The 25,922-nt window shown below is 72.7% G+C and carries 25 protein-coding genes; 11 read left to right on the top strand and 14 right to left on the bottom strand.

All coding sequences use genetic code 11. The features are described from left to right. Positions 1 to 5: 5 nt before the first annotated feature. Positions 6 to 1,649 (top strand): multicopper oxidase family protein, encoded by a 1,644-nt coding sequence (locus BLW57_RS31400; RefSeq protein ID WP_093479130.1) that lies wholly within the window; start codon positions 6 to 8, stop codon positions 1,647 to 1,649. Positions 1,650 to 1,722: 73 nt separating this feature from the next. Here the strand turns inward: BLW57_RS31400 and BLW57_RS31395 are convergent, their stop codons facing one another. From BLW57_RS31395 to BLW57_RS31375, 5 genes are all read right to left on the bottom strand, one after another. Further along, a complete protein-coding gene (locus BLW57_RS31395; RefSeq protein WP_093479129.1) occupies positions 1,723 to 3,246 on the bottom strand; it encodes an MFS transporter in 1,524 nt (507 codons plus the stop codon). Positions 3,247 to 3,309: 63 nt separating this feature from the next. Continuing rightward, on the bottom strand, positions 3,310 to 3,858 hold the full coding sequence (locus BLW57_RS31390) for a TetR/AcrR family transcriptional regulator (protein ID WP_256339628.1): 549 nt from the start codon (positions 3,856 to 3,858) through the stop codon (positions 3,310 to 3,312). 83 nt (positions 3,859 to 3,941) lie between these two features. Continuing rightward, positions 3,942 to 4,913 (bottom strand): aldo/keto reductase, encoded by a 972-nt coding sequence (locus BLW57_RS31385; RefSeq protein ID WP_093479127.1) that lies wholly within the window; start codon positions 4,911 to 4,913, stop codon positions 3,942 to 3,944. Positions 4,914 to 4,996: 83 nt separating this feature from the next. Next, complete coding sequence (gene argH, locus BLW57_RS31380) at positions 4,997 to 6,430, bottom strand: argininosuccinate lyase (RefSeq protein WP_093479126.1); 1,434 nt, start codon at positions 6,428 to 6,430, stop codon at positions 4,997 to 4,999. 126 nt (positions 6,431 to 6,556) lie between these two features. Further along, a complete protein-coding gene (locus tag BLW57_RS31375; protein WP_180361917.1) occupies positions 6,557 to 7,750 on the bottom strand; it encodes an argininosuccinate synthase in 1,194 nt (397 codons plus the stop codon). A gap of 153 nt (positions 7,751 to 7,903) precedes the next feature. On the opposite strand from BLW57_RS31375, the gene BLW57_RS31370 reads away from it, so the two are divergent. Both BLW57_RS31370 and BLW57_RS31365 read left to right on the top strand, forming a co-directional pair. Continuing rightward, positions 7,904 to 8,491, top strand: a complete 588-nt coding sequence (locus tag BLW57_RS31370) for a pyridoxamine 5'-phosphate oxidase family protein (protein WP_093479125.1) — start codon at positions 7,904 to 7,906, stop codon at positions 8,489 to 8,491. A 3-nt stretch (positions 8,492 to 8,494) separates the two neighbouring features. After that, positions 8,495 to 9,199: a L,D-transpeptidase family protein gene (locus tag BLW57_RS31365; RefSeq protein WP_093479124.1), complete on the top strand. Its 705-nt coding sequence runs from the start codon at positions 8,495 to 8,497 to the stop codon at positions 9,197 to 9,199. Here the strand turns inward: BLW57_RS31365 and BLW57_RS31360 are convergent. Both BLW57_RS31360 and BLW57_RS31355 read right to left on the bottom strand, forming a co-directional pair. Then, entirely contained in the window at positions 9,186 to 10,670 is a 1,485-nt protein-coding gene (locus tag BLW57_RS31360) for a sensor histidine kinase (protein ID WP_256339627.1), read from the bottom strand. The two genes, BLW57_RS31365 and BLW57_RS31360, sit on opposite strands and share 14 nt — an antisense overlap. Beyond that, positions 10,667 to 11,407 (bottom strand): response regulator transcription factor, encoded by a 741-nt coding sequence (locus BLW57_RS31355; protein ID WP_093480981.1) that lies wholly within the window; start codon positions 11,405 to 11,407, stop codon positions 10,667 to 10,669. The genes BLW57_RS31360 and BLW57_RS31355 overlap by 4 nt, the downstream gene beginning before the upstream one ends. Before the next feature lie 198 nt (positions 11,408 to 11,605). On the opposite strand from BLW57_RS31355, the gene BLW57_RS31350 reads away from it, so the two are divergent. From BLW57_RS31350 to BLW57_RS31315, 8 genes are all read left to right on the top strand, one after another. After that, entirely contained in the window at positions 11,606 to 12,958 is a 1,353-nt protein-coding gene (locus BLW57_RS31350) for a ferredoxin reductase family protein (protein ID WP_093479123.1), read from the top strand. 10 nt (positions 12,959 to 12,968) lie between these two features. Continuing rightward, positions 12,969 to 13,424 (top strand): FMN-binding protein, encoded by a 456-nt coding sequence (locus tag BLW57_RS31345; protein WP_093479122.1) that lies wholly within the window; start codon positions 12,969 to 12,971, stop codon positions 13,422 to 13,424. A 58-nt stretch (positions 13,425 to 13,482) separates the two neighbouring features. Beyond that, positions 13,483 to 14,865 (top strand): ferredoxin reductase family protein, encoded by a 1,383-nt coding sequence (locus tag BLW57_RS31340; RefSeq protein ID WP_176985789.1) that lies wholly within the window; start codon positions 13,483 to 13,485, stop codon positions 14,863 to 14,865. A gap of 17 nt (positions 14,866 to 14,882) precedes the next feature. Continuing rightward, positions 14,883 to 15,683, top strand: a complete 801-nt coding sequence (locus BLW57_RS31335; RefSeq protein WP_176985788.1) for an FMN-binding protein — start codon at positions 14,883 to 14,885, stop codon at positions 15,681 to 15,683. Then, positions 15,680 to 16,483, top strand: a complete 804-nt coding sequence (locus BLW57_RS31330; RefSeq protein ID WP_371127820.1) for an FAD:protein FMN transferase — start codon at positions 15,680 to 15,682, stop codon at positions 16,481 to 16,483. The genes BLW57_RS31335 and BLW57_RS31330 overlap by 4 nt, the downstream gene beginning before the upstream one ends. Before the next feature lie 93 nt (positions 16,484 to 16,576). After that, a complete protein-coding gene (locus BLW57_RS31325) occupies positions 16,577 to 16,768 on the top strand; it encodes a hypothetical protein (RefSeq protein ID WP_093479121.1) in 192 nt (63 codons plus the stop codon). 74 nt (positions 16,769 to 16,842) lie between these two features. Beyond that, the gene (locus BLW57_RS31320) at positions 16,843 to 18,657 is read left to right on the top strand and encodes an ABC transporter ATP-binding protein (protein WP_093479120.1); all 1,815 of its coding nucleotides are present in this window, start codon (positions 16,843 to 16,845) and stop codon (positions 18,655 to 18,657) included. Further along, a complete protein-coding gene (locus tag BLW57_RS31315) occupies positions 18,654 to 19,544 on the top strand; it encodes a serine/threonine-protein kinase (protein ID WP_256339626.1) in 891 nt (296 codons plus the stop codon). Before BLW57_RS31320 ends, BLW57_RS31315 begins: the two co-directional genes overlap by 4 nt. Positions 19,545 to 19,577: 33 nt before the next feature. Here BLW57_RS31315 and BLW57_RS31310 read toward each other — a convergent pair whose 3' ends face one another. From BLW57_RS31310 to argC, 7 genes are all read right to left on the bottom strand, one after another. After that, complete coding sequence (locus BLW57_RS31310) at positions 19,578 to 20,351, bottom strand: hypothetical protein (protein WP_093479119.1); 774 nt, start codon at positions 20,349 to 20,351, stop codon at positions 19,578 to 19,580. Further along, complete coding sequence (locus BLW57_RS31305) at positions 20,341 to 20,928, bottom strand: RNA polymerase sigma factor (RefSeq protein WP_093479118.1); 588 nt, start codon at positions 20,926 to 20,928, stop codon at positions 20,341 to 20,343. Before BLW57_RS31305 ends, BLW57_RS31310 begins: the two co-directional genes overlap by 11 nt. Before the next feature lie 109 nt (positions 20,929 to 21,037). After that, positions 21,038 to 21,583, bottom strand: coding sequence for an arginine repressor (locus BLW57_RS31300; RefSeq protein WP_093479117.1), 546 nt, complete (start codon positions 21,581 to 21,583; stop codon positions 21,038 to 21,040). A gap of 7 nt (positions 21,584 to 21,590) precedes the next feature. Further along, complete coding sequence (locus tag BLW57_RS31295; RefSeq protein ID WP_093479116.1) at positions 21,591 to 22,799, bottom strand: acetylornithine transaminase; 1,209 nt, start codon at positions 22,797 to 22,799, stop codon at positions 21,591 to 21,593. Continuing rightward, positions 22,796 to 23,704 (bottom strand): acetylglutamate kinase, encoded by a 909-nt coding sequence (gene argB / locus BLW57_RS31290; RefSeq protein ID WP_093479115.1) that lies wholly within the window; start codon positions 23,702 to 23,704, stop codon positions 22,796 to 22,798. Before argB ends, BLW57_RS31295 begins: the two co-directional genes overlap by 4 nt. Continuing rightward, positions 23,701 to 24,852, bottom strand: a complete 1,152-nt coding sequence (argJ, locus tag BLW57_RS31285; protein ID WP_093479114.1) for a bifunctional glutamate N-acetyltransferase/amino-acid acetyltransferase ArgJ — start codon at positions 24,850 to 24,852, stop codon at positions 23,701 to 23,703. The genes argB and argJ overlap by 4 nt, the downstream gene beginning before the upstream one ends. Then, entirely contained in the window at positions 24,849 to 25,877 is a 1,029-nt protein-coding gene (gene argC, locus BLW57_RS31280) for an N-acetyl-gamma-glutamyl-phosphate reductase (protein ID WP_093479113.1), read from the bottom strand. Before argC ends, argJ begins: the two co-directional genes overlap by 4 nt. Positions 25,878 to 25,922: the final 45 nt, after the last annotated feature.

Raw genomic sequence — 25,922 nt, 5'->3', positions numbered from 1 at the left:
CAGACATGTACAAACCTTCTCGGCGTACCCTTCTCCGTGCCCCGATCGCCGCCGCCGGCGCAGGACTCCTCGCCTCCTGCACCGGCTCCGGATCCGAGCCCAGCTCCGGCCCCCAACACACGGGTGGCGAGAAGGCGTTCGTCCCAGAGGGGCCACGGGGGTACGTCAATCCGTCGGATCCCGAGGTCCTCGCCGCCGAACGGAAGCGCGGGACGGGCCGCGTGCGCACCTACCGGTTCACCGCCGCCGAGGCCGAGCTGGACCTGGGCGGGCGGTCGGTCCACACCTGGGCGTACAACGAGACGGTTCCGGGCCCGCTGGTCCGGGTCACCGCCGGTGACGTGCTCGACCTGACGTTCGCCAACCGGCTGCCCGCCACCACCACCCTGCACTCGCACGGGGTGCGGCTGCGCTGCGACATGGACGGCGTCCCGGACCTGACCCAGGCGGCCATCCGGCCCGGGGACGAGTTCGGCTACCGGTTCACCGTCCCGCATCCGGGGACCTACCTGCTGCACTCCCACGTCGGCATGCAGGCCGACCGGGCGCTGTACGCGCCGCTCGTCGTCGACGACCCCAAGGAGCCCCTCTCCTACGACAAGGAGTGGGTCCTGGTCCTCGACGACTGGCTGGACGGAGTGGAGGGCTCCACCCCCGAGCAGGTCCTGGAGCAGCTCAAGCCCGGTGGCGCCATGGACATGGGCGGCATGGCGATGGGTCCCGGTCACGGCAGCCCGAGCCCGGGCGGGCACTCCGCGCATCCCGCACCGTCCAAGAAGGCCAAGAAGCCCAAGAAGCCCACGGGTCCCTCCCGGGTGCTGCACGACTCGCACAGCCGCATGCTGCACGGCGAGGGCGGCAGCGTCGCCTACCCGCACTACCTCGTCAACGGGCGGCTGCCCAAGGACCCGTCGGTGTTCCGCTGCCGTCCCGGCGACCGGGTCCGGCTGCGCATCATCAACGCCGGCTCCGAGACCGCCTTCCGGGTCGCCCTGGGCGGTCACCGGATGACGGTCACGCACACCGACGGCTACCCCGTGAAGCACAAGACGACGGACGCCCTCCTCGTCGGCATGGCCGAGCGCTACGACGTGCTGATCACCGCCAAGGACGGTGTGTTCCCGCTGGTCGCCCTTCCCGAGGGCAAGAACGGCAGGGCCGTGGCGGTCCTGCGCACCTCGAAGGGGAACAAGAACCTCCCGCCGGCCGACGTCCACCCGGACGAACTCGACGGGAACACCGTGCCCGCCCGCCGCCTGCTGCCCCACGACTCCGTGGCCCTCCACGACCGCCGCCCCGACCGGGAGATGCGCATCAGGCTCACCGGCGGCATGAAGAAGTTCGACTGGGCCTTCGACCACGAGCCCTACTCGGTGCGGCAGCGCCACCCGGTCCGCGCCGGTGAGCGGGTACGGCTCACCCTCATCAACGCCACGGACATGTGGCATCCCCTGCACCTGCACGGGCACACCTTCGCGATGACCGGTCTGGACGCGGTCGGCGCCCGCAAGGACACCGCGATCGTGCTGCCGCACCGCAAGCTGGTCGTCGACTTCGACGCCGACAACCCCGGGCTGTGGATGCTGCACTGCCACAACCAGTACCACTCGGAGAGCGGGATGATGACGGTGCTGGGTTACAAGCGCTGAGGAGCGGGGCACGACAGGGCGCGGGTGCGGCGTGCTCGCGCACGCTGCTTCCCGCGCCCCTGAGGTGTCCGGCCTACTCCGCGCCCTCCAGCTTCTGGCCCTTCAGCAGGAACCAGGCCGCGACCGCCGTGCCCAGCAGGACCGCCGCTCCGGCGCCCGAGGCCAGTTGCAGGCCGTGGACGAAGGAGTCGCGGGCCGCCGTCAGCAGTGCCTCCGCCGAGTGCGGGGGCAGGTGGGCCGACGACTCCACCGCCGCGCCCAGGGACTCGTGGGCCTGGGCCGGGGTGCCGGCCGGGCCGGCGAAGCCGCGGTAGACGCCGGTCACGATCGAGCCCAGCAGGGCGATGCCCAGGGCCGCGCCCAGTTCGTACGCCGTCTCGGAGACCGCCGAGGCGGCGCCCGCCTGGTCCTTCGGCACGCTGGAGAGGATCACGTCGGCGGTGACCGTGAAGGAGAAGCCCGCGCCGACACCGACGACGAGCAGGGCGGCGCCGAGGACCGGGTAGCCGGTGGTCCGGCCGAGCATGGTCAGCACGGCCAGGGCCAGGCCGACGGCCGCCAGACCGCCCGCGACCACGGCGCGGACCGAGAAGCGCCGGGCCGCGCGGCCGGCGACCAGACCGGCCGCGACCGCGCCGACGGCCGCGGGCAGTTCCGCGAGGCCCGCCTCGAACGGGCGCCTGCCCTGGACGAGTTGCAGGTACTGGGAGAGGAAGAACACCAGGCCGGACATGCCGAGCACGGTCAGCAGGTCGGCGAGGACCGCCCCGCTGAAGCCCCGGCGCCGGAACAACCGCATGTCCAGCAGCGGCGTCGGCATCGTGAGCTGGCGGTGGACGAACCCGTACAGCGCTGCGGCGCCCAGCAGGGCCGCCGCGACGGTGGACCAGGTGAGGCCGTGCGTGGCCAGCTCCTTGACCGCGTACACGATGCCGATCATGCCGACCAGCGACAGCAGCACGCTCGGCAGATCCCAGGGGCCGGGGTTCGGATTGCGGGACTCGGGCAGGGTGCGGATGCCCACGAGGACCAGGACCGCCATGACCGGCAGGTTGATCAGGAAGACCGACCCCCACCAGAAGTGCTCGAGCAGGAATCCGCCCGCGATGGGCCCGACGGCCGTACCGGCGGAGGCGGTGGCGCCCCAGATGCCGACGGCGAGGCTGCGCTCGCGCGCGTCGTGGAAGAGGTTGCGGATCAGGGCGAGGGTGGCGGGCATCAGGGTCGCACCCGCGACGCCCAGCAACGCCCGGGCCAGGATCAAGAGTTCCGGGGTCGTCGCGTACGCGTTCAGCACGGACACGGCGCCGAACGCGGTGGCACCGCCGAGCAGGATCCGCTTGCGTCCGATGCGGTCGCCGAGGCTGCCCATGGAGACCAGCAGGCCGGCGATGACGAAGGAGTAGACGTCACCGATCCACAGCAGCTGGGTGCCGGAGGGGTTCAGGTCTTCGCTGATGTAGGGGGTCGCCAGGCCGAGGACGGTGGCGTCGACGGCCACCAGCAGCACGGCGAGGACGAGGACGGAGAGCGCGAGCCAGCGGCCCGGGCGCTTCTCCACCTCCGCCGCGCGAGCCGGCTGCAGGGTGCTGGTCATGATTCCTCTCTTCTTGCGTGCGCTGCGCTTGTCGCCTGTGCTGTTCCCGCGCCGTGCGTCGCCTCAGGCGTTCGGGCGGCGGGCGCCGCCGAGCAGCAGCTCGACGATCGAGTGGGTGAAGTCCTTGGGGGCCACGCGGCCCTCGCACACGGCCCAGGCGGCGGAGGCCAGCAGGCCGTACAGCGCCTCGGTGAGCCAGGCCGGCGTGAGGTCGATGCGGAACTCGCCGCTCTCCTGGCCGCGCCGGAACAGGGCCATGAGGCGTTCGTCCATGCGGGCCCAGCCCTGGTTCTGCCCCTCGCCCTCGAACAGCTGGTTCTCGGTGTAGAGGAAGGCCAGCAGGGCCGCCGAGGGTTCGATCGCGCGGACCAGGCGGCGGACGGCCTCGCCCGCCGGGCCCTCGTCCGGGCGGGCCGCGTCCAGCGCCGCCTCGCACTCGGCGATGCCGAGCGCCTCCAGCGCCCGTACGAGCGCGTCGCGGCCGGCGAAGTGGCGGTGAAGCGTGGCCCGGCTGATGCCCGCGGCCTTGGCGACCTCGTCCATGGTGGCGGTGGACTTGCGGGTCAGCAGGGCGGCTGCGCTGCGCAGCACGTGGTCACGATCGAGGGCCATGAGACAAGCGTAGCCCATGTGAGACATCTTTGTCTCACAATAGGCATGCGTGAATCATCGCCGCTGGTGATCGGCGGTTCTCGTCAGTGCCAGGGCAGCTGTCCGCGCCGCTCCCAGTAGACGCGCGGCTCCTCGGCCAGCGCGTCGAGGCGGTCCAGCTGCTCCTCGTCGAGGTCGACCGCCGGGGCGTGCAGGTTGGAGACGAGCTGGCCGACGGTCGCGGCGCCGGAGAGGACGACACCGGTCCACGGCCGGCGCAGGATCCACGCGAGGGCGACGGCGTCGCAGCCGAGCCCGGACTCCTCGGCCACGGCCCGCAGCGCCTGCGGGGCATGCGGTGCTGCCAGCCGGCCGTTGGCCATGCCCTCCTTGACGATCACGGTGAGGCCGGCGTCGTACGCCTCGGCGAGCGCCGGGGCCACGGAGGTCTCCAGAGCGTTGTACGTCGACTGCACGGTCCGGAAGAGCGGTTCGCCGCCGACCGTGACGGCGAGGGCGGCGCGGACGGCCTCGGCCTGGGCGGGGCCGCTGGTGGAGAAGCCGACGGTCAGGCCTCCGGCGGCGGCCTCCGCGAGCCTGGCATGGAGTTCCTTGTCGGTGAGCGCGGGGCTGTCCGGGGTCACCGAGTGGATCTGGTAGAGGTCGAGCCGGTCGCCGAGCAGGGTGTCGGACTCGGCGCGCTGGCGCTCGTAGGTCGCCAGGCCGTGGTCCTTGACCTCGTGTTTGTCGGCGTCGGTGGACCAGCCCGCCGTGTAGGTGTAGCCCCACTTGCTGCCGACGACCACGTCGTCGACGTCGGGGCGGGCGTGGAGCCAGTCGGCGAGGAACTCCTCCGAACGGCCGTAGGAGCGGGCGACGTCGAAGTAGCGGACGCCCTGGGCGTAGGCGGCGTCGAGGAGTTCGTGGGTGCGGGCGCGCAGGGCGTCCGCGCTGCGGTTGTCCCCGAGGTCGCGGTCCCGGCCGAGGTTGATGTAGCCGGGACGGCCCACCGCGGCGAGGCCCAGTCCGATGTGACAGGTGGGGGTCGTCGCTGCGGCCAGGCGGGCGAAGGGCATCGCGGGCTCCGTTCGGTCGGGCACGGTACGGCTCGCGACCAACGTAACCCGTGACGCCCTTCGCCTCAGGGTGCGGAGGGAGGTCAGGCCTGCTGCCGGGCCGTCGCCCAGGTGTGCTGGCCGGCCACGTCCGCCTTGACCTCCGCCAGCTGGATCGCGACGGCGCTCGGGGCCGTGCCGCCGCGGCCGTTGCGGGAGGCGAGGGCGCCCGGGACGTTCAGGACGGTACGGACCTCGGGCGTGAGGTGCGCGGAGATCTTCGCGAACTGCTCGTCCGTGAGGTCGTCCAGTTCCTTGCCCTCGGCCTCGGCGGCCTTCACGCACTCGCCGGCGACCTCGTGGGCCACGCGGAACGGCACGCCCTGCTTGACCAGCCACTCGGCGATGTCGGTGGCGAGCGAGAACCCGGCCGGGGCCAGTTCCTCCATGCGCTCGCGGTGGACCGTGAGGGTGGCGACCATGCCGGTGAAGGCGGGCAGCAGCACCTCCAGCTGGTCGCAGGAGTCGAAGACCGGCTCCTTGTCCTCCTGGAGGTCGCGGTTGTAGGCGAGCGGCAGGGCCTTGAGGGTCGCCATGAGCCCGGTGAGGTTCCCGATCAGCCGGCCGGACTTGCCGCGCGCCAGCTCGGCGATGTCCGGGTTCTTCTTCTGCGGCATGATCGACGAGCCCGTGGAGAAGGCGTCGTGCAGGGTCACGAAGGAGAACTCCTTCGTGTTCCAGATGATGATCTCCTCGGCGATCCGGGAGAGGTTCACGCCGATCATCGCGGTGATGAAGGCGAACTCGGCCACGAAGTCCCGGGACGCCGTGCCGTCGATGGAGTTCCCGACGCTGCCGTGCTCGAAGCCGAGGTCCCTGGCCACCGCCTCCGGGTCCAGGCCGAGGGACGAGCCGGCCAGCGCGCCCGAGCCGTACGGCGAGACGGCCGTCCGCTCGTCCCACTGGCGCAGCCGCTCGGCGTCCCGGGACAGGGACTGCACATGGGCGAGGACGTGGTGGGCGAAGAGCACCGGCTGGGCGTGCTGGAGGTGGGTGCGGCCGGGCATGGCCACGTCCGGGTGGGCCTCGGCGAGGCCGATCAGCGCGTCCTGGAGGTCGGCGACGAGGCCGCCGACGATCCGGGCGTGGTCCCGCAGGTACATCCGGAAGAGCGTCGCGACCTGGTCGTTGCGGGAGCGGCCGGCGCGCAGCTTGCCGCCGAGGTCCGGGCCGAGCCGCTCCAGCAGGCCGCGCTCCAGGGCGGTGTGGACGTCCTCGTCGGCGATCGTGCCCACGAAGGAGCCGTCGGCGACGTCCGCCTCCAGCCGGTCGAGCCCGGCGATCATGCGCGTCAGCTCGTCCTCGGTGAGCAGGCCCGCCTTGTGCAGCACGCGCGCGTGGGCACGCGAACCGGCGATGTCGTAGGGCGCGAGCCGCCAGTCGAAGTGGACGGACGCGGACAGCTTGGCCAGGGCCTCGGCGGGACCGTCGGCGAAACGGCCGCCCCAGAGCCGTACGTCACCGCTGTTGCTGCTCACTTGCGTTGCTCCTCGGAGGTGGTCTGTGTGGCACAGAGGCCTCTGTGCGACCGCCTCCCCACCCTTGCAGGCGAGGAGGCGGCTGTCAGGCTGATGCGCGCGAGGCGACCCGAAGGCCGTACGCGGTCAGGCGAGGTCGCGCTTGGCGGCGATCTTCGACGACAGGCTGTAGATGTCGATGAAGCCCTTGGCAGCCGCCTGGTCGAAGGTGTCGCCGGTGTCGTAGGTGGCCAGGTTGAAGTCGTACAGGGACGACTCCGAGCGCCGGCCGGTGACGACCGCGCGGCCGCCGTGCAGGGTCATCCGGATGTCGCCGGAGACGTGCTGGTTGGCCTCGTCGATGAAGCCCTCCAGGGCGCGCTTGAGCGGGGAGAACCACTGGCCGTCGTAGACCAGCTCGCCCCAGCGCTGCTCGACCTGCCGCTTGTAGCGGGCCAGCTCACGCTCGACGGTGACGTTCTCCAGCTCCTGGTGGGCCGTGATGAGCGCGATCGCGCCCGGGGCCTCGTAGACCTCGCGGGACTTGATACCGACGAGGCGGTCCTCGACCATGTCGATCCGGCCGATGCCCTGGGCGCCGGCGCGCTCGTTGAGCTGCTGGATGGCCTGCAGGACGGTGACGGGCTTGCCGTCGAGGGCGACCGGGACGCCCTGCTTGAAGGTGATGACCACCTCGTCGGCCTCGCGCGGGACGGCCGGGTTGGAGGTGTACTCGTAGATGTCCTCGATCGGGGCGTTCCAGATGTCCTCCAGGAAGCCCGTCTCGACCGCGCGCCCGAAGACGTTCTGGTCGATGGAGTAAGGGGACTTCTTGGTGGTGGCGATCGGGAGCTGCTTGGCCTCGCAGAAGGCGATCGCCTTGTCCCGGGTCATCGCGTAGTCGCGGACCGGGGCGATGCACTTCAGGTCGGGGGCGAGGGCGACGATGCCGGCCTCGAAGCGGACCTGGTCGTTGCCCTTGCCGGTGCAGCCGTGGGCGACCGTGGTGGCGCCGTGCTTCTTGGCGGCGGCGACGAGGTGCTTGACGATCGTCGGCCGGGAGAGGGCGGAGACCAGCGGGTAGCGGTCCATGTACAGGGCGTTGGCCTTGATCGCCGGGAGGCAGTACTCGTCGGCGAACTCGTCCTTGGCGTCGGCGACCTCGGCCTCCACCGCGCCGCACGCGAGGGCGCGCTTGCGGATGACGTCCAGGTCCTCGCCGCCCTGGCCGACGTCGACCGCAACGGCGATGACCTCGGCGCCCGTCTCCTCGGCGATCCAGCCGATGGCGACGGAGGTGTCCAGACCGCCCGAATAGGCGAGTACGACGCGCTCGGTCACGGGTTTCTCCTCACAGTGCATTCGCTGACATGCATGAGTATGCAGAACTCTGCATGATTCGTCAATCGCGCTTCCGGGTGACCCGCTGCGCGGGACTCCCGACTCCGACTATTCCTTAGACAGCCGAACGATGTTCGTCGATAATCGTTAGACATGGGAAAGACCTATGAGCGCATCGACGGCAGGCTCCGCACCTTCATCGAGGAGCAGCCCCTCTTCTTCACCGCCACCGCCCCGCTGTCCGCCGACGGCACGGTCAACCTCTCCCCGAAGGGACTGCGCGGCTCGTTCGCCGTGCTGGACGAACTGACCGTCGCCTACCTGGACTTCGCCGGCTCCACCGCCGAGACGATCGCGCACCTCAGGGAGAACGGACGGATCACCCTGATGTGGTGCGCCTTCCAGGGACCGCCGAACATCGTGCGCGTGCACGGCCGGGGCGAGCCCGTCTTCCGGGACGACCCGCGCTTCGCGGAGCTGCTGACCCGCTTCCCGGACATCGAGCCGGGAGCGCACGGGCTGCGCGCGATCGTCGTCGTGCACGCCGAGACCGTCCGGGACAGCTGCGGGTACGCCGTTCCCCACATGGCCTACGAGGAGGACCGCGATCTGCACGGCAGGCGCTTCTCCCGGGAGGACGACGCCTCGCTGAGCGCCTACTTCGCCAAGAAGGAGCACATCGCGACCAGCCTGGACGGACTACCCGGGCTGCCGCTGCCACTGCCTCCGTCTACGGTCTGAGCCATGCGCCCAGGTGTCGTCCTCGCCCTCGTCTCGGTCTCCTCCCTCGGCCTGCTCGGCCTCCGGGCCGCCCCCGAGCCGGCCGCGCTGCCCGCGCGGCTGGCGGACACGGGCGGCGGCACCCAGCTGATCACCGCCCAGGCCGCGGACACCGGCGCGACGTCGGGGACGGTCGCCTGGTGGGACCTGCGGGACGGGCAGTGGGTGCAGGCCGGCTCCGCACCGGCACGGTTCGGGGCGAACGGGCTCGTCGAGGGCGGGTCGCGGAAACAGGGCACGAACACGACGCCCACCGGCCTGTACGACCTCCCGTTCGCCTTCGGGACCAAGGCGGCGCCCGAGGGGACCCACGTCACGTACCGGCCGGTGCTGGAGAGTTCCTGGTGGTGCCAGGACAACGACTCGGACGCGTACAACCGGTGGGTGGACCCCCTGCCCGCCGACTGCCGCGCCGCCGAGTCCGAGCACCTGGTCTCCTACCCGACCCAGTACGCGTACGGACTCGTCATCGGGTTCAACTACGACCGGCCGGTGCACGGGCGCGGCGCCGGCATCTTCCTGCATGTCAACGGCCGTGCCGCGACAGCCGGTTGCGTGTCCGTCCCGGAGGACGCGATGCGGCGGATCCTGCGGTGGGCGGAGCCGGGGAGGAAGCCGCACGTCGCCATCGGGACGGACGGCGGGGACACGGCGATCACCCGCTACTGAGCCCGGCACCGGCAGGCAGCCGCACGGTGAAGGCGGTCGAACCCGGAGCGCTCTCCAACCCGACGCCGCCCCCGTGCGCCTCCACCACCGCCGCCACGATCGCCAGCCCCAGCCCCGCTCCGCCGCCGGGGGCGTCCGGCCTGCGGCGGTGCTCCGCCCGGGTGAACCGCTCGAAGACGGCCGGCCGGACGTCCTCGGGGATCCCGGGGCCGTCGTCGTGCACGGACAGCCCGACCGTCTCCGGCCCGGCCTCCAGGGTCACCGTGACCTGGGTGCCCTTCGGGGTGTGCAGACGCGCGTTGGCGAGCAGGTTGGCCAGCACCTGCTGGAGGCGGTGGGCGTCCCCCGTGACGGTGACCGGCTCCCGGGGCAGGTCGAGGGTCCAGCGGTGGTCCGGGCCCGCGGCCCGGGCGTCGGTGACCGCGTCCAGGACCAGGTGGGTCAGGTCGACCGGCCGGCGCTCCAGCGGGCGGCCGGCGTCGAGCCGGGCGAGCAGCAGCAGGTCGTCGACCATCAGACCCATCCGGGACGACTCGGCCGCGATGCGCTCCAGGGCCCGGGTGACCTCGGGCGGCACCGGACCGTGGTGCAGCAGGGCCAGTTCGGCGTGACCGCGGACCGAGGCGACCGGGGTGCGCAGTTCGTGGCTGGCGTCCGCGGCGAAGCGGCGCAGGCGCTCCTCACTCGCGTGCCGTTGGGCGAGGGCGTCCCCGACGTGGCCGAGCATGCGGTCGAGGGCCGCGGCGACCTGGCCGACCTCGCTGTGCGGGTCGCTGTCCGCGGTCCGCGCCGGAAGGGTCACCTCGCCGCTGGCCAGCGGGAGTTCGGCGACCCGGGTGGCGGTGGTGGTGACCCGGCCCAGGGGGCGCAGGGACCAGCGGACCCAGAGGGCACCCGCCACCCCGGTCACCACGAGGGCCAGCCCGAAGACCGCGCCGGCCACTCGTTCCAGCCGGTGCACCGTGGCCTCGACCGGCTCCAGCGGGAGTCCGACGATCAGCACGTCCCCGTCCCGGCCGGGGGACGCGGTGAGCCGGTAGTCGCCGAGCGCGGACAGTTCGACGGTGTGGGGCCGGCCGTCGGCCGGTGTCCGGGCCAGCCGCTGGGCGTCCCGCGCGGTCAGGCCGACGTCCAGGTCGGCGGAGGGGTCGCCCGAGCGGATGAGGCCGCTGTGGGTGACGGTGCCGTGCAGCAGGCGGGCGCCGAAGGTGCCGGTGGCCATGCGGCGGGTGTCGCCGTGTTCGTCGCCGTCGTTGTCGTCGGGCAGCTTCCCCGCGTGCTCCAGGCTCTCCGGGAAGCGGGTGCCGGCCTGGGTGAGCTGCTGGTCCAGGCGCTGGGTGAGGAAGCCGTTCAGTTCGACGACCGCGGCCAGTCCGACGGCGGCGCAGCTCACGGCCAGCAGGACCACCAGGCCGACGGTGAGCCGGGCGCGGAGGGTGCGGGGGCGGGGCAGCCGGCGCGCGCGGTTCACCTGGTCACCGGCTTCAGGACGTAGCCCGCCCCGCGCACGGTGTGGATCATGGGGTCACGGCCCGCGTCGATCTTCTTGCGCAGGTAGGAGATGTACAGCTCGACCACGTGGGCCCGGCCACCGAAGTCGTAGGACCAGACCCGGTCGAGGATCTGCGCCTTGCTGAGCACCCGGCGCGGGTTGCGCATGAGGAAGCGGAGGAGTTCGAACTCGGTCGGCGAGAGGTCGATCAGCCCGCCGGCCCGGGTCACTTCGCGTGCGTCCTCGTCCATCACCAGGTCGCCGACGGTCAGCCGCGGTCCCTCCTCCGGCCGGCGGGCCATCCCGGCCCGGCGCAGCAGTCCGCGCAGGCGGGCCACGACCTCCTCCAGGCTGAAGGGCTTGGTGACGTAGTCGTCGCCACCCGCGGTGATGCCGGCTATCCGGTCCTCCACCGCGTCCCGCGCCGTGAGGAACAGCACGCACACGTCGGGCTTCACCTGGTGCAGGCCGCGCAGCACGGCGAACCCGTCGGTGTCCGGGAGCATCACGTCGAGGACGACGGCGTCCGGCAGCAGTTCGCGGGCCGCGGTGAGCGCGCCGGCCCCGTCGCCGGCCGCGCGGACCTGCCAGCCCTCGTAGCGCAGGGCACCGGTGAGGACCTCCGCGAGGTCGGGGTCGTCGTCGACGACGAGGACCCGCAGCGGGGTCCCGTCGGGACGGGTGAGGGCCGGGCGGCCCGAACGGGTCGTGTGCATCGCGTCCACCGGCATCGCTCCTGCGCGGGGCGAGCAGCGGCCCCAGGTTCTGTGAGTTTCCTCTGAGAGGGTGCCGCCCCTGTCTGAGACCTCCCTGAGAAGACCCTCGGAGAACCCTCTGAAGCCGCCCTTTTCAGAGCCGGCTCAGAGGTTCGGCCCGCACAGTGGCCTGGCTGACGGACGAAGGGAACGGCACTGATGACCACCGTGGAGACCGGGCGGACCGCCCCGCCCCGGCGGGGGACGGCACGGCCCTCCCCCGCCGGACCGGTGCTGGCCGTGCTGTGGGCCGGGGCGGCGGCCGTGGTCGCGCTCTGGTGGGCGGACACCGGCGCGGTGGTCGGTACGGCCGGACTGCTCACCGGAGCCGGGCGTATCGCCGGACTGCTGTGCGGGTACACCTGCGCGGTGCTGGTCGGCCTGATGGCGCGGGTGCCGCTGCTGGAGACCCGGATCGGCTCGGACCGGGTGGCGCGCTGGCACGCGATGGCCGGCCGGTACACGCTCTGCCTGCTGGTCGCGCACGTCACGCTGGTCCTGGCCGGGTACGCGGCCCAGGACGGGGTCTCGTGGTGGCGCGAGACGGTCACCGTGGTGCTCGACTACCCGGACATGCTCAAGGCCACCGCCGGCACGGTGATCCTCTTCGCGGTCGGCGTCACGTCGGTGCGGGCCGCCCGCCGCCGCGTCCGCCACGAGTTCTGGTACTACGTCCATCTGCTCACCTACGCGGCCGTCTTCCTGGCCTTCTTCCACCAGCTGACGCTGGGTGAGCAGTTCGCCGGCAGCACGGCCACCACCGCCGTCTGGTACGCCCTGTACCTGGGTGTCGCGGCGCTGGTGGTGTGGTTCCGGATCCTCGCCCCGGTGCGGCTCAACCGGCGGCACCGGCTGCGCGTCGACTCCGTGCACCGGGAGGCACCGGGGGTGTACTCCGTCGTGGTGCGCGGGCGGCACCTGGACGAACTGGGCGCGCGACCGGGGCAGTTCTTCCGCTGGCGGTTCCTGGCCGACGGGATGGGCTGGACCTCCACGCCGTACTCCCTGTCGGCGCCGCCGCGCCCCGACCTGCTGCGCGTCACGGTCAAGGCGCTCGGCGACCACAGCGCAGCCGTGTCGCTGCTGCGGCCCGGCACCCGGGTGTGGGCGGAGGGCCCGTACGGCTCCCTGACCGCGGAGCGGGCCACCGGCGGCCGCTCGCTGCTGATCGCGGCCGGGGTCGGCGTCACCCCCATGCGCGCGCTGTTCGAGACGCTGCCCGGCGAGGTCACCCTGCTGTACCGGGCGCGGTCCGCCGAGGACCTCGCGCTCGGCGGCGAACTGGAGGCGATCGCCCGGTGGCGCGGCGCCCGCGTGCTGTACGCCCTGAACGGTCCCGGGGGCGAACGCCCGTCCGTCACCGCGGAGTCGCTGCGCGCCGCGTTCCCCGGCCTGCCCGGCCACGACGTCTACGTGTGCGGGCCGCCCGGCTTCGCACGGGACGTGTACGAGGCACTGCGGGCGGCCGGGGTGCCGGACCGCCGTATCCACCACGAGTCGTTCGAGCTGTGAGGCCCTCAAAGTGCACGCGCTGAAGAAGAACCGCCCCCTGCGCCGGATCGTCCTGGCGAGTGCCGCCACGGTGTCCGGGATGGTCATGCTGCTGTCGCTGAAACCGCACACCCCGCCCACGGTGGTGACCGCCGACGCGAAGTCGCCCGCCGTGTCGGGCAGTACGGCCCCGGGCGGTACCACCTCGAAGAGCAGGACCGTCACGGGTGACACCGTCCAGACCCGCTGGGGACCGGTGCAGGTGCGGGTGACGATCGAGAGCGGCAGGGTCACGGACGTGACGGCCGTGCAGTACCCGCAGGACAACCCGCGCGACCAGGAGATCAACAGCTACGCGCTGCCCCAGCTGCGGCGCGAGGTGCTGGCGGCGCAGAGCGCGCAGATCGACATGGTGTCCGGCGCCACCTACACGAGCACCGGCTACCAGCAGTCCCTCCAGTCCGCCCTCGACTCGGCCGGCCTCTGAACACTCGGCGGACGCGGCACGTATCTGTGGGCCATGGGTCAAGTCCCCCGGAGGAACCGTGACCACCACGCTCGCAGGCGGACGTGCCGCCCGCCGCCAGACGATGCGCCGCATCCGCCCGCGCCGCTCCCCGGCCGTCCCGCTGCTGCTCGCGGTCTGGGCGGGTGCGACGGCGGTGCTGTGGCTCTGGTGGCACAACACCCCCTCGATCGCCGACGACAACAGCAGGATCCTCAACGCGGGCCGGATCACCGGACTGCTGGCGGGCTATCTGATGGCGCTCGTCGTGCTCCAGATGGCACGGGTGCCGGCGCTGGAGCGGCGGGTCGGCTCCGACCGGGTGGCCCGCTGGCACGCGATGAGCGGCCGGTACACGCTCTGCCTGATCGTCGCGCACGTGTTCCTCACCATGTGGGGGTATGCGCTGCAGGCGGGCAAGTCGCTCGGCGACATCGTGCAGCAGACCGTCGACTCCGTCGAGCAGCTGCCGGACATGGGCAAGGCCGCCATCGGCACGGGCCTGTTCGTGCTCATCGGGCTGACGTCCATCGGCGGCATCCGGCGCCGGATGCCGTACGACACCTGGTACCACGTCCATCTGCTGACGTACGCGGCCGTGTTCCTGACGTTCTGGCACCAGATCACCACCGGCAACGACTTCGCGGTCGAGCCGGCCGCCAAGACGTTCTGGTACGGCCTGTACGGCACGGTAACCGCCCTCGTGGTCTGGTACCGGATCCTCACCCCGATCCGGCTGAACGTCCGTCACCGGATGCGGGTCGAGGCGGTCATCGAGGAGACCCCGGGCATCGTGTCGGTGCTGATCGGCGGGCGGAAGCTGCACCGGATGGGCGCCGAGGCGGGCCAGTTCTTCCGCTGGCGGTTCCTCGCGCCGGGCATGCGGTTCAGCTCCCACCCCTACTCCCTGTCGGCGGCGCCCCGGCCCGACATGCTGCGGATCACGGTGAAGGCGATCGGCGACCACAGTGCCCGGCTGCGCGAACTGACGCCCGGCACCCGGGTGTACGCCGAGGGGCCGTACGGCGCGCTCACCGCACAGCGCCGCAGCCGCGGCAAGGTGCTGCTGGTGGCGGGCGGTGTCGGCATCACGCCGATGCGCGCGCTGTTCGAGACGCTGCCCGGGGGGGCCGGGGACATCACCCTGCTCTACCGGGCCAACACCACCGGGGACCTGGCGCTGTGGGACGAGCTCGCGGCGATCGCCGAGGAGCGGGGCGCCCGGCTGATGTACGCGGTCAACAGCCCCGAGGGCGAGCGGCCGGACATCTCCGCGGAGAACCTCCAGAAGAAGATCCCGGACATCGACCACCACGACGTCTTCATGTGCGGCCCGCCCGGGTTCGCGCAGTCGGTGTACGAGGCACTGCGCGGCGCGGGGGTACCCGCCCGCCGCATCCATCACGAGTCGTTCGAGATGTGAGCGGGAGCTACGGACAGATGAGGAAGAGCCACCCCATTCGGCGGGTCGTGCTGGCCACCGCCGCGACGGTGTCCGGTGTCGTGCTGCTGCTGTCGCTGAAGCCGGCGTCCGACCCGGCCTCGGCGTCGGCGGTGGGAGCCGTCCCGCAGCAGCCCGCGGCGGGGCAGGAGTCCCCGCAGGGCGGCACCCGCGGCGGCGGCCGGGCCGGCGGTTCCGGCACGGTGACCGGTGACGCGGCGCAGACGCAGTACGGGGCCGTGCAGGTGCGGCTGACCGTCAGCAACGGCAAGATCACCAGGGCGGAGGCGGTCCAGGCGCCCAAGGGCGGGCTCAGCGACCAGAAGACCCAGCTCGCCGTCCCCAAGCTCAACCAGGAGGCCGTCGCCGCGGGGAGCGCCGACATCGACGCGGTCTCCGGGGCGACCTACACCAGCGCCGGGTACAAGAAGTCGCTCCAGTCGGCGCTGGACAGGATGAAGACGGCGGCGCCCTCGGGCGGTTCGGGAAATTCCGGGTCCTCCGGCGGAGCCGGCTCGGCGGCCGGGCAGGCCCGGACGGTCACCGGGAAGGCCGTGCAGACCCAGTACGGGCCGGTCCAGGTGCGGATCACGGTCGGCGGCGGGAAGATCGTCAAGGCCGACGCGGTCCAGGCCCCCAAGGGCGGGCTCAGCGACCAGAAGACCCGGCTCGCCGTCCCCAAGCTCAACCAGGAGGCCGTCGCCGCCGGCAACGCCGACATCGACGCCGTCTCCGGGGCGACCTACACCAGCACGGGCTACAAGCAGTCGTTGCAGTCGGCGCTGGACCAGGCCCGGTGACGGACACGGTGGCCGAACCGGCCGAGGCTCCCGCCGCGGTGCGTCACGCGGAGGAGGTCATGGGGACCGTCTTCTCCTTCGACGTCCGCGGCGGGGAACCCCATGCCGTACGTGCGGCGCTCGCCGAGGCCGTCGCGGGCCTGCACCGGGTGGACGCCCTGTTCAGCACCTACCGCGAGGACAGCGAGGTCTCCCGGCTGGCCCGGGGCGAGCTGACCGTGGCGCGCTGCGCTCCCGAGGTGGCCGCGGTGCTGGAGCTCGCCGCCGAGGCCGAGCGGGTGAGCGACGGCTGGTTCAGCCCGCGGTACCGGGGCTCGGTGGACCCCACCGGCATCGTCAAGGGCTGGGCGGCCGAGCGTGCGGCCCGGCTGCTGGAGCGCGTCGACGGGGTGCGGGGGGTCAGCGTCAACGGGGGCGGCGACGTCCAGATGCTCGGCGCGCCGGACCCGCACCGGCCGTGGCGGGTGGGGGTGGCCGATCCGCTGCGGCCGGGCGGTCTCGCGGCGGTGGTCTCGGCGGCCGGGGTGGCGGAGCTGTCCGTCGCGACGTCCGGGACGGCGGAGCGCGGAGCGCACATCGTGGATCCGCGCACGGGTCGGCCCGCGGTCACGGACCTGGTCGCGGTGACCGTCGTGGGGCCCCGGCTGACCTGGGTGGACTGCTGGGCCACGGCGGCCTTCGCCATGGGATCACGGGCGGGTCTGGCGTGGCTGGAGTCGCTGCCCGAGGTGGAGGCGCTGCTGATCACGGCGGGCGACGAGGTGCGGTGCACCGGAGGGCTGGCGGCCCGGCTGGGGTGAGAAAGCGCCTTTTTCAACTTTTCCACCCGGAACGCCATCCGTCTCCCGGTCTCGGACGTATCCGGTGTGAGGCAAGTTTCGGGAGGAACGAACATGGCCATCTTCAGCCATCTGATGCCCGCGAGGCACCGGGACGACGGCAACGACACGTCCGGGCACGACAGTTCCGGGCACGGGAACCGGCACGACCACGGTGATCACGGCGACCACGGACACGGTCACGACCACGGACAGGGCAACGGTCACGGCCACGGACACGGCGGCCACGGACACGGCGGCTACTGACCCGACGACGAGGACCGAGCGGACCGGGGACAGGAGGCTCCGGCCCGCTTCCCCCCCGTCCGTGAACCCGCGCCATGGTGACCGTTCTTCGCCGTCCGCCGCCGAGGGGCGAGACCTCCGACCCCGTCGTCGCGGCCGCGCCCCACGTGCCCCCGCGCGAGGTGTTCCGCCGGTTCTGGCCGTACACCCGCGGTGGCCGGCGCTGGCTGCTGCCCGTCGTCCTGCTGAGCCTGACCGCCCCCGTCGTCGACGCGGCGGAGCTCTGGCTCTTCAAGACCGTCGTGGACGACGTGCTCGTCCCGCGGGACCTGCGGCCCTTCCTGTGGATCGCCCCGGTCTACCTGGGCCTGGTCGTCTGCTCCGGGGTGCTCGGCTTCGCCGACGACGTGACGTCCACCTGGGTGGGCGAGCGCTTCCTGCTCAGGCTGCGCTCCGATGTGTTCCGGCACGTCCAAGGCCTGTCACTGGGCTTCTTCGAACGCAGGCGGCTCGGGGACGTGCTGTCCCGCGTCACCGGCGACGTCGACGCGGTGGAGACGTTCCTGCTCTCGGGTGTCGCCGACGCCCTCTACTACGTGGTGCGCCTGGCCGTCTTCCTCGGTCTGCTGTTCTACCTGCGCTGGGACCTGACCCTGCTCGCCCTGGTCATCGTGCCGCTGTTCTGGGCCTCGGCCCGGCACTTCTCGCGGCTGATCAAGGAGGCCTCGCGGGAGCGGCGGCGGCGCAGCGGCTCGCTCAGCGCGATCGCCGAGGAGACCCTCGGCAACGTCGCGCTGGTGCAGGCGTACAACCGGCAGGGGTGGGAGGCGCGGCGGTTCGAGCGGGAGAACATCGGCAGGTTCCGGGCCGCCATGGCCTCGGTACGGATCCGCGCCGTCTACGGGCCGGTCGTCGAGACCATCGAGGTGGCGGGCGGCCTGGCGGTGATGGCTCTGGGCACCTGGAAGCTGGCCCAGGGACAGCTCACGCTGGGCGGGCTGCTGGTCTTCCTGGCGCTGATCGGCAAGCTGTACGGCCCGGTGCGCGGGCTGTCCCACCTCGGCACCACCTTCTACGCGGCCTCCGCCTCGGCGGAACGGATCATCGAGTTGCTGGACCAGCGGCCCCAGGTGGCCGAGGCGCCCGGTGCCCGGCGGATCCGGCGGGCCCGCGGGGACGTGGAGTTCGACGGGGTGTGGTTCCGCTATCCCGGTACGGACGCCTGGGCGCTGTCGGACGTGTCCTTCCACGTGGCGCCCGGGGAGACGCTGGCCCTGGTCGGGGCGAGCGGGGCGGGCAAGTCCACCCTCGCCAAGCTCCAGCTGCGCTTCTACGACCCCGACCGGGGAGCGGTCCGGCTGGACGGGACCGATCTGCGGGAACTCGCGCTGGCCGACGTACGGGAGAGCGTCGCCGTGGTGCTGCAGGAGACTCTCGTCTTCCACGGCACCGTGCGGGACAACATCGCCTACGGCCGGCCGGACGCCACGGACGCGGAGATCGCCGCCGCCGCGCGCGCCGCCGACGCGCACGAGTTCGTCGAGCGGCTCCCGGCGGGCTACGACACGCTCGTCGGCCAGCGCGGCCGGACCCTCTCCGGCGGGCAGTGCCAGCGGCTGGCGATCGCCCGGGCGATGATCCGGGACGCGCCGGTCCTCCTCCTCGACGAACCGACCGCCGGGCTGGACGCCGGTTCGGGCCGGCGGATCATGGAACCGCTGCGGCGGCTCATGGCCGGGCGGACGACCGTCGTCATCTCCCACAACCTGCTGACCGTCCGCGACGCCACCCGCATCGTGGTGCTCGACCACGGCCGCGTCGTCGAGCACGGCGACCACCGGGAACTGCTCGGCCGGGAGGGGTCGTACGCCCGGTTGCACCGGCTGAGCGCGGGAGCGGTGCCGTCGTGAACCGCACCGCCGCCGGACCGGTCCCGCCCCTGCTGCCCGGCACCGAACCGGCCCCGGGCTACGAGGTGCTGGCGCATCTCGCCCGCACCGGCTGGCTCGACGTGCACGACGCCTGGAGCGCGGAGCGGGACTGCCGGTGCGTACTCAAGATGGTGCGCCCGGACCGCCGGGGCGAGCGCCGGCTGGGCGAGCGGCTGCTGCGGGAGGGCCGGTGGCTGCGCGAGTTCACCCACCCGCACCTGGTCCGCGCCTACGACGTCCTGGACCGGCCCGAGCCGCTCGTCGTCCTGGAGACGCTGACCGGCGAGACGCTGTCGCATCTGCTGCACCGGCTGCGGCGCCGGCCGGCCGCCGCCGATGTGGCGCTGCTGGGGGTCCAGCTGTGCTCGGCGGTGCACTACCTGCACGGGCGGGGCCTGCTGCACCTGGACCTCAAGCCGTCCAACGTCGTGGTGGAGCGCGGTCACGCGACGGTGCTGGACCTGAGCGTCGCGCGGGCTCCGGGGCCCGCCCCGGCCGGTCTGGGCACCCGCGGCTACCTCTCCCCAGAGCAGGCCCGCGGCGGGACCCTCTCGGCCGCCGCCGACGTGTGGGGCATCGGGGTCACCCTGTTCGAGTTCGCCTGCGGCCACGCGCCGTTCGGCCCGGGAGGGGACGACGCAAGCGGCGGCGAGCCGTACGACGGCACCGGGACCGGTGGTGGCGACGAGTGGTTCCCGCAACTGGAGCGGGGCGCCCCGCCGGTCGCGTCCCTGCGGCGGCTGCCCCACACGCTCGCCGCCGCCGTCGACGGCTGCCTCCGGGCCGATCCCACGGCCCGGCCCCACATGGCCGAACTGACCGCCGCCCTGGCGGCGGCGCTGCCGGTGCCCCCGCACCGCAGGTGAGCGGGCGGGCCCGCCCGAGGCGGCTCACCCCCTTCACGCCTGCGGGGTCACGACCCGGCCCTTTTCGAGCTGGGCGGTGGCGAGGACCGTGCCGTCGGCGGCCGTCAGCCGGGCGCCGGAGAAACCGCTGAGGTCGTGCGGCACCGCGACACCCCAGGCCCCGTGTCCGTCGCGCACGGGGAAGTCGCCGGCCCGGACGGTCGTGCCGTCGGCGCGTTCGAGGAGGCAGGTGACCTGGCCGTCGTAGGGGGTGCCGGAGCCGGTGAGGGCGACGGAGACGAACAGCCAGCCGGGGCTGCCCGGGTGGGCGTAGACCTCGCCCACGGGCTCCGCGCCGCCGCCGGCCGGGGTCATGTCGCCGACCAGCACGGGCTCGGACTCGACGGCGGGCGGCGCCGAGGCGGTGACCTGCTGGACGGCTGTGCCGACCGCCCAGCCGCTGAACCCGATCGCCACGGTGACCGCCGCGGCGACCGCCGTGACCCGCAGCCGGGCCCGCCGGGCACGGCTGCGCGGCCCCTGCGGGGCGCGGCCGACGGCACGGGCGGCCCGCTGCCCCTCGGATCCCGCCGCCCGCTGCGTCAGCCGGCGCGCCACCCGCGTCTCGAAGTCGGGCGGCGGTTCCCCGTCGGGCAGCAGGCCGATCAACCGGTCGCCGATCCCGGTCAGTTGCCGGACGAACTCCCGGCAGCCCGCGCACCGGTCCAGATGGGCGATCGCCTCGGCCCGCTCGCGGCCGGGCAGCACGCCCAGCGCCAGCTCGGCGCCGACCTCCCGCAGCTTCTCGCAGTTCGCGTCACTGGACATGGTCGCCTCGCTTCGGAGACGCGAGCGTGGTGCGCAGTTTCGCCATCGCCGCCCTGATCCGGGTCTTGGCGGTGCCCAGCGGGATCTTCTCCGCGTCGGCGACCTGCTGGGCCGTCATGCCGTAGATGCCTGCCATCATCAGGGCCCTGGCCTGCTCCCGCGGCAGCCGTGCCAGGGCCGCCCGGAGCTGGGAGGAGGCCTCGTCGGCCAGCGCCCACCGCTCGGGGGTCTCGGTGACGACTCCGAGGAGGGGGTCGAGGTCCTCGGGTGCCATCGGCTCCGTCCGCCGTGCGCGGACGGCGTCGATGGCGAGGTTGTGCGCGATGGTGGTCAGCCAGGTCGTGACCGAACCGCGGCGCGAGTCGTAGATCTGGGCATGCCGCCACGCACGCTCGAACGTCTGCTGAGCGACGTCCTCGGCGAGTTGCTGGTCCCCGGTGACGGTCATGGCGACACCGAAGACCCGGTGCTGGAACCTCCGTACGAAGAGCACGGCGAGCTCCGGATCGCCGGTGGCCAGCCCGGACAGCAGAGCCTCGTCCGGGAGACGGCCGACGGGGAACCGGGAACCCGACACACCTCTGTATACGTTCGACGGCCGCCAGGGGATTGCCCGCCCGCCTGACCGCTCGCCGCGGAAGATCACATACCCATTCTCCGTCGGCGGGCCGGGCCCCGCACGCGGGTCAGTGCCCGTTCTGCGCCAGTCGCAGCAGGTGGTCCGCGAGGGCCTGCCCGCCGGTCGGCTCCCGGCTGATCAGCAGCAGCGTGTCGTCACCGGCGATGGTGCCGAGGATGTCGTGCAGCTCGGCCTGGTCGATGGCCGAGGCGAGGAACTGCGCCGCCCCGGGCGGGGTGCGCAGCACGACCAGGTTGGCCGAGGCCTCCGCGGAGATGAGCAGCTCCTGGGACAGGCGCCGCATCCGCTCCTCCTTCGCCGACTCCCCGAGCGGGGCGCGCGGGGTGCGGAACCCGCCCTCGCTCGGCACCGCGTAGATCAGGTCGCCGTCGTTGTTGCGGATCTTCACGGCGTTCAGTTCGTCGAGGTCCCGGGAGAGCGTCGCCTGGGTGACGCTCAGCCCGTCGTCGGCGAGCAGCTTCGCCAGCTGGCTCTGCGAACGCACCGGCTGCCGGTTGAGGATGTCCACGATCCGGCGGTGCCGTGCGGTGCGGGTCTGCGGCACGGCCGGCCCGGCGCCCGCCGCCTGCTCGTGGTCCTGCGCCTGGCTCATCGTCGTCTCATTCTCCGGATCGTCCGTCCCCGTGGGCCGCCTCGAGGATGCCGGGCAGTGCCTGGAGCAGCGCTCCCGCCTCGTCGTCCCGCAGGTTCAGCGGCGGCATGAGCCGTACGACGTCGGGGGCGGGGGCGTTCACCAGGAAACCGGCCTCCTGGGCCGCCTGCTGCACCTGAGGCGCGTGCGGCCCGGTGAGCACGATACCCAGGAGCAGGCCCGAGCCCCGGACATAATCGATCAACGGGTGGCCCAGCGACTCGATTCCCTCGCGCAGCGCCGCGCCCTGCCGCTTGACATTCTCCAGCAGTCCGTCGCCGGCGATGGTGTCCAGGACGGCGAGTCCGGCGGCGCAGGCGACCGGGTTGCCGCCGAAGGTGGTGCCGTGCTGGCCGGGCCCGAGCAGGTCCGCGGCGCGGCCGAAGGCCACGGTGGCGCCGAGCGGGAGTCCGCCGCCGAGCTGCTTGGCCAGGGTGACGACGTCGGGCAGTACGCCCTCGTGGGCCTGGTACTCGAACCAGGTGCCGGTGCGGCCGATGCCGGTCTGCACCTCGTCGAGGACGAGCAGGGCGCCGGTGGCCGCGGTGATCGCGCGGGCCGCCTTCAGGTAGCCGGGCGGCGGTACGACCACGCCGTTCTCGCCCTGGATCGGCTCGATGACGACGAGGGCGGTCTCCTCGGTGACCGCCGCGGCCAGGGCCTGGGCGTCCCCGTAGGGCACGTGGGTGACGTCGGCGGGCAGCGGCCGGAACGGCTCCTGCTTGGCGGGCTGGCCGGTGAGGGCGAGGGCGCCCATGGTGCGGCCGTGGAAGCCGCCCTCGGTGGCGACCATGTGGGTCCGCCCGGTCAGCCGGCCGATCTTGAAGGCGGCCTCGTTGGCCTCGGCGCCGGAGTTGCAGAAGAAGACCCGGCCCTCGCGGCCGAACAGCTGCAGCAGCCGCTCGGCGAGGGCGACGGTGGGCTCGGCCAGGAAGAGGTTCGAGATGTGGCCGAGGGAGCCGATCTGCCGGCTGACGGCCTCGACGACGGCCGGGTGGGCGTGGCCGAGGGCGTTGGTGGCGATGCCGCCGACGAAGTCGAGGTAGGCGCGGCCCTCGGCGTCCCACACCGTCGTGCCCGCACCGCGCACGAGGGGCAGCCGGGGAGTGCCGTAGTTGTTCATGAGCGCGCCCTGCCACCGCGTGGTCAGCTCCGCGTTGCTCCCGGTCCCCGTCATGACTGTTCCCCCTCGGCTTCGTCGGGCACGACCATGGTGCCGATGCCTTCGTCGGTGAAGATCTCCAGCAGGATGGAGTGCTGTACCCGGCCGTCGATGACGCGGGCGGTCGTGACGCCGTTGCGCACGGCGTGCAGGCAGCCCTCCATCTTCGGCACCATGCCGGAGCTGAGTTCCGGCAGCAGCTTCTCCAGCTGGGATGCGGTGAGGCGGCTGATCACCTCGTCGGAGTGGGGCCAGTCCTCGTAGAGGCCCTCGACGTCGGTGAGGACCATGAGGGTCTCGGCGCCCAGTGCCGCAGCGAGTGCCGCAGCCGCCGTATCAGCATTGACGTTGTAGACATGTCCGTCGTCCTGACTGCGGGCGATGGAGGAGACGACCGGGATGCGGCCGTCGGCGAGCAGGGCCTCGATCGCGCCCGTGTCGATCTCGGTGATCTCGCCCACCCGCCCGATGTCGACGACTTCGCCGTCGATCTCGGGCTGGTGGCGGGTGGCGGTGATGGTGTGGGCGTCCTCGCCGGTGAGGCCGACGGCGAGCGGGCCGTGCTGGTTGAGCAGGCCGACCAGCTCGCGCTGCACCTGCCCGGCGAGGACCATCCGTACGACGTCCATGGCGTCCTCGGTGGTGACGCGCAGGCCCGCCTTGAACTCGCTGACGATGCCGTGCCGGTCCAGGGCGGCGCTGATCTGCGGGCCGCCGCCGTGCACGACGACGGGCTTGAGGCCGGCGTGGTGGAGGAACACCACGTCCTTGGCGAACGCGGCCTTCAGTTCCTCGTCGACCATGGCGTTGCCGCCGAACTTGATGACGACGGTCTTGCCGTTGTGCCGGGTCAGCCAGGGCAGCGCCTCGATGAGGATCTGCGCCTTGGGCAGCGCGGTGTGCTTTCGCGTGGGTGTCATGAGGAGTAGGCGCTGTTCTCGTGGACGTAGTCGGCGGTGAGGTCGTTGGTCCAGATCGTCGCGGTGTCGGAGCCGGCGGCGAGGTCGGCGACGATGTGCACCTCGCGATAGCGCATGTCGACCAGTTCGCGGTCCTCGCCGACGGAGCCGTTCTTGCAGACCCAGACGCCGTTGATGGCGACGTTGAGCTGGTCCGGCTCGAAGACGGCCCCGGTGGTGCCGATCGCGGAGAGGACCCGGCCCCAGTTGGGGTCCTCGCCGTGCAGGGCGCACTTGAGGAGGTTGTTGCGGGCGACGGAGCGTCCCACCTCGACGGCGTCCTCCTCGCTCGCCGCGTTGATCACCTCGACCTTGATGTCCTTGCTGGCGCCCTCGGCGTCCCCGATGAGCTGCCGGCCGAGGTCGTCGCAGACCTGCCTGACGGCCTCGGCGAACTCGGCGTACTCCGGGGTGACGCCGGAGGCGCCGGAGGCGAGCAGCAGGACGGTGTCGTTGGTGGACATGCAGCCGTCGGAGTCGACGCGGTCGAAGGTGACCCTGGTCGCGGCACGCAGGGCCTTGTCCAGCTCCTCGTCGCCGAGGTCGGCGTCGGTGGTGAGGACGACCAGCATGGTGGCGAGGCCCGGGGCGAGCATGCCGGCACCCTTGGCCATTCCGCCGACGGTCCAGCCGGCCTTCGTCACGACGGAGGTCTTGTGGACGGTGTCGGTGGTCTTGATGGCGATGGCGGCCTTCTCACCGCCGTGCTCGGAGAGTTGCGCGGCGGCCGTCTCGATGCCCGGGAGCAGCTTGTCCATGGGCAGCAGGACGCCGATCAGGCCGGTGGAGCAGACCGCGATCTCGATGGCGCCCCGGCCGAGCACCTCGGCGGCCTTCTCGGCGGTTGCGTGGGTGTCCTGGAAGCCCTTGGGTCCGGTGCAGGCGTTGGCGCCGCCGGAGTTGAGTACCACGGCGGACACCTGGCCGCCCTTGAGGACCTGCTCGGACCACAGCACCGGCGCGGCCTTCACGCGGTTGGAGGTGAAGACGCCCGCGGCGGCACGGCGGGGCCCGTCGTTGACCACGAGGGCCAGGTCGGGGTTGCCGTTCTCCTTGATCCCGGCGGCGATGCCCGCCGCCGTGAATCCCTTGGCTGCCGTGACGCTCACGGTGCGACTCCGATCGTGGAAAGCCCGGTGGTCTCGTCGAGTCCCAGGGCGAGGTTCATGCTCTGTACGGCACCGCCCGCGGTGCCCTTGGTCAGGTTGTCGATGGCACTGATCGCGATGATGCGACCCATGGAGGCGTCGTACGCGACCTGCACCTGAACGGCGTTGGAACCGTGGACGGACGCCGTCGCGGGCCACTGGCCCTCGGGGAGCAGGTGGACGAAGGGCTCGTCGGCGTAGGCCTTCTCGTAGACCGCGCGGACGGAGTCGGCCGTCACCCCCGCCACGGCGGAGGCGCTGCACGTGGCCAGGATGCCGCGGGGCATCGGCGCCAGCATCGGGGTGAAGGACACCGCGACCCGCTTCCCCGCCGCACCGCTGAGGTTCTGGATCATCTCGGGGGTGTGCCGGTGGCCGCCGCCGACGCCGTACGGCGACATCGAGCCCATGACCTCGCTGCCGAGCAGGTGCGGCTTGGGCGCCTTGCCGGCGCCGGAGGTGCCGGACGCGGCGACGATCACCGCCTCGGGTTCGGCGAGCCCCGCCGCGTAGGCAGGGAACAGGGCGAGGGTGACGGCGGTGGGGTAGCAACCGGGCACCGCGATGCGCTTGGACCCCTCCAGCGCGGCGCGGGCACCCGGAAGTTCGGGGAGGCCGTAGGGCCAGGTGCCGGCGTGCGGCGAGCCGTAGTACGTCTCCCAGTCGGCCGCGTTCCGCAGCCGGAAGTCGGCGCCCATGTCGACGACGAGGACGTCGGGGCCGAGCCGCTCGGCGACGGCGGCGGACTGCCCGTGGGGCAGCGCCAGGAAGACCACGTCGTGCCCGGCGAGGTGCTCGGCCGTGGTCTCGGTGAGCACGCGGCCGGCCAGCGGCAGCAGGTGCGGCTGGAGCGCGCCGAGCCGCTGCCCGGCGTTCGTGTTGCCGGTCAGGGCGCCGATCTCGACCTCGGGGTGCGCGAGGAGCAGGCGCAGGAGCTCTCCGCCCGCGTATCCGCTCGCCCCGGCCACCGCCGCACGTACCACCATGTCCATCCTCCTCTGGATGGCATGACTATACGTATCGCTGCACGT

It is taken from the genome of Streptomyces sp. 1222.5 (assembly GCF_900105245.1).
Lineage (GTDB): Bacteria > Actinomycetota > Actinomycetes > Streptomycetales > Streptomycetaceae > Streptomyces > Streptomyces albidocamelliae.
Note: the sequence above shows the minus strand (reverse complement) of the source record. Positions and strands in the feature narration are given on the sequence as shown.

What these genes read in the sequence shown, in the direction of transcription:
- BLW57_RS31400 (WP_093479130.1), top strand. Translation starts at nt 6, where the DNA reads ATGTACAAACCTTCTCGGCGTACCCTTCTCCGTGCCCCGATCGCCGCC.
- BLW57_RS31395 (WP_093479129.1), bottom strand. Translation starts at nt 3,246, where the DNA reads ATGACCAGCACCCTGCAGCCGGCTCGCGCGGCGGAGGTGGAGAAGCGC.
- BLW57_RS31390 (WP_256339628.1), bottom strand. Translation starts at nt 3,858, where the DNA reads ATGGCCCTCGATCGTGACCACGTGCTGCGCAGCGCAGCCGCCCTGCTG.
- BLW57_RS31385 (WP_093479127.1), bottom strand. Translation starts at nt 4,913, where the DNA reads ATGCCCTTCGCCCGCCTGGCCGCAGCGACGACCCCCACCTGTCACATC.
- BLW57_RS31370 (WP_093479125.1), top strand. Translation starts at nt 7,904, where the DNA reads ATGGGAAAGACCTATGAGCGCATCGACGGCAGGCTCCGCACCTTCATC.
- BLW57_RS31365 (WP_093479124.1), top strand. Translation starts at nt 8,495, where the DNA reads ATGCGCCCAGGTGTCGTCCTCGCCCTCGTCTCGGTCTCCTCCCTCGGC.
- BLW57_RS31355 (WP_093480981.1), bottom strand. Translation starts at nt 11,407, where the DNA reads ATGCACACGACCCGTTCGGGCCGCCCGGCCCTCACCCGTCCCGACGGG.
- BLW57_RS31350 (WP_093479123.1), top strand. Translation starts at nt 11,606, where the DNA reads ATGACCACCGTGGAGACCGGGCGGACCGCCCCGCCCCGGCGGGGGACG.
- BLW57_RS31335 (WP_176985788.1), top strand. Translation starts at nt 14,883, where the DNA reads ATGAGGAAGAGCCACCCCATTCGGCGGGTCGTGCTGGCCACCGCCGCG.
- BLW57_RS31325 (WP_093479121.1), top strand. Translation starts at nt 16,577, where the DNA reads ATGGCCATCTTCAGCCATCTGATGCCCGCGAGGCACCGGGACGACGGC.
- BLW57_RS31320 (WP_093479120.1), top strand. Translation starts at nt 16,843, where the DNA reads ATGGTGACCGTTCTTCGCCGTCCGCCGCCGAGGGGCGAGACCTCCGAC.
- BLW57_RS31310 (WP_093479119.1), bottom strand. Translation starts at nt 20,351, where the DNA reads ATGTCCAGTGACGCGAACTGCGAGAAGCTGCGGGAGGTCGGCGCCGAG.
- BLW57_RS31300 (WP_093479117.1), bottom strand. Translation starts at nt 21,583, where the DNA reads ATGAGCCAGGCGCAGGACCACGAGCAGGCGGCGGGCGCCGGGCCGGCC.
- BLW57_RS31295 (WP_093479116.1), bottom strand. Translation starts at nt 22,799, where the DNA reads ATGACGGGGACCGGGAGCAACGCGGAGCTGACCACGCGGTGGCAGGGC.
- argB (WP_093479115.1), bottom strand. Translation starts at nt 23,704, where the DNA reads ATGACACCCACGCGAAAGCACACCGCGCTGCCCAAGGCGCAGATCCTC.
- argC (WP_093479113.1), bottom strand. Translation starts at nt 25,877, where the DNA reads ATGGTGGTACGTGCGGCGGTGGCCGGGGCGAGCGGATACGCGGGCGGA.